Genomic DNA, 2,223 nt, shown 5'->3' with positions numbered 1-2,223 from the left:
AGTCACTACGGTTTTTTCTATTGATAATCTCAATCGATTTTAGTTAATTAAGTGATTGGCTAGCTTAAAAAGCAAAGTCTTCGCTATCAAGTGCCATCATAGAATCGACACCATTGGCAATACACGCTGCATGGCCTTTAGCCCTTGGCAGCATACGCTGCATATAGAACTGAGCTGTTTTGATTTTAGCTTCATAGAACGCTGGCTCAGTGGTGCCGGCTGCCAATTTATCTTGCGCCACTTTTGCCATTTTTGCCCAGAAAAAAGCAAGTGTCACATAACCGGCATACATCAAGTAATCAACGGATGCACCGCCAATTTCATCCGGGTTCTTCATAGCCTTGCCGCCAACTAGCACGGTCAATTCATGCCATTCTTTTGCATAAGCCATAATCGGTTTAATAAACTCAGCCATGGCTGGGTTATCCATGTTTTGCTGGCAGAATACCGTAACGTCTTTAGAGAAAGGCTTTAATACTTCACCGTTAGTACCGATGATTTTTCTAGCCAATAAATCGAGGGCTTGAATACCGGTTGTGCCTTCATATAAACAGCTAATTTTGGTATCACGCATTAACTGTTCCATGCCCCACTCTTTGATAAAGCCATGCCCACCAAAAATCTGCACTCCGTGACTAGTACATTCAAAGCCAAGCTCTGAAAGGAATGCTTTAGCTATCGGGGTTAATAATGCTAACTTAGTTTCAGCATCAGCTTTAATGGCTTCATCTTTTTCTGCATGACCAATATCAACTAACTGGGCTAGATAAGAGATTAGCGCGCGGCCGCCTTCAGCAATAGACTTTTGAGTGAGTAGCATTCTGCGAACATCTGGATGAACAATGATTGGGTCTGCTGGGCCGTTAGGGTTTTTCACACCACTGATTGAACGCATTTGCAGACGATCTTTTGCATACGCTAATGCACCTTGGAATGATGCTTCTGCTGCTGCAACCCCTTCACTTGCCACGCCAATTCGCGCTGCATTCATAAAGGTAAACATGCATTTAAGACCTCGATTTGGCTCTCCAATCAAATGTCCTGTTGCACCATCGAAATTAATCACACAAGTCGCGTTACCATTAATGCCCATTTTGTGTTCAATCGAACCACAACTTACACCGTTTCTATCTGAAATAGTGCCGTCTTCATTAACGTTGAATTTAGGCACAATAAATAATGATATGCCTTTATTGCCTTCTGGTGCGCCAGGAATACGGGCAATAACGATATGAATAATGTTATCTGACAGGTCGTGCTCACCGGCAGAAATAAATATTTTTGTGCCACTTAATGAATAGCTGCCATCTGCTTGTAATTCAGCCTTGGTGCGCAACATGCCTAAATCGGTACCACAATGAGGTTCTGTTAAGCACATTGTGCCAGTCCAATTGCCTTCAACAAGCTTTGGCATGAATTGTTGTTTTTGTGCATCTGTACCGTGGGCTTCAATTGTGGCTAATGCGCCATGACTTAAGCCTGGATACATGGCAAAACTATGGTTAGCACTGGAGAACATTTCAGCAATACTGATATTTAATGAATGAGGTAATCCTTGGCCACCAAATTCTTCAGACTGAGATAACGTTGGCCAACCACCTTCGACATATTGAGCGTACGCCTCTTTAAAACCATCTGGTGTCGTAACCACACCGTCTTTCCATGTACAACCCTGTTGATCGCCTATTTGGTTTAATGGTGCTACAACCTGTTCAGTTAATTTTGCCGCTTCAGCAATAATGGCATCAACCATATCGATACTGGCATCTTGGTAACCCAAACGCTGATAGTGCCCTTCACAATCTAGCAGCTCTTGCATAACAAATTTTACGTCACGAATGGGGGCTTTATATTCAGGCATTGTTACTCTCCATGGCTTTATCAATCGATATATAGTTAGTGATTATTTGGATGAAATTTCCATGCAAATAATATTTGTTACTACTGATGCTAAGTTAACTACAAGTATTATCCAAATGCATAATAATTATATGTATACATTCGTTTGAATTATAGTTGGTTGAGATTGTTCAACATATAGCAACTCCCCCCAGTGTCAGGATAGACTCTGCTATTTACAATTATTCATCCTATGCATAATAAAAACACTTCGACTGAGAAATTCATCAGTGCATTATTCGTTAAATGAATAGTAGTTCATTAAAATAATTGATTTGTTTAATATCAAAACACCCCCTAGCATGATTCGGCGGTTAATTGTTC

Annotated in this window: 1 protein-coding gene; it reads right to left on the bottom strand. The window is 40.9% G+C overall.

Going from position 1 to position 2,223, the window contains the following annotated elements; genetic code table 11:
• Positions 1 to 64 precede the first annotated feature (64 nt).
• Positions 65 to 1,861, bottom strand: a complete 1,797-nt coding sequence (locus tag H5202_RS20940) for an acyl-CoA dehydrogenase C-terminal domain-containing protein (RefSeq protein ID WP_182773760.1) — start codon at positions 1,859 to 1,861, stop codon at positions 65 to 67.
• Between the last annotated feature and the right edge of the window lie 362 nt (positions 1,862 to 2,223).

It is taken from the genome of Shewanella sp. SG41-4 (assembly GCF_014164505.1).
Lineage (GTDB): Bacteria > Pseudomonadota > Gammaproteobacteria > Enterobacterales > Shewanellaceae > Shewanella.
Note: the sequence above shows the minus strand (reverse complement) of the source record. Positions and strands in the feature narration are given on the sequence as shown.

Excerpts from the sequence above, each read along its gene's own strand:
- H5202_RS20940 (WP_182773760.1), bottom strand. The coding sequence starts at position 1,861 with ATGCCTGAATATAAAGCCCCCATTCGTGACGTAAAATTTGTTATGCAA.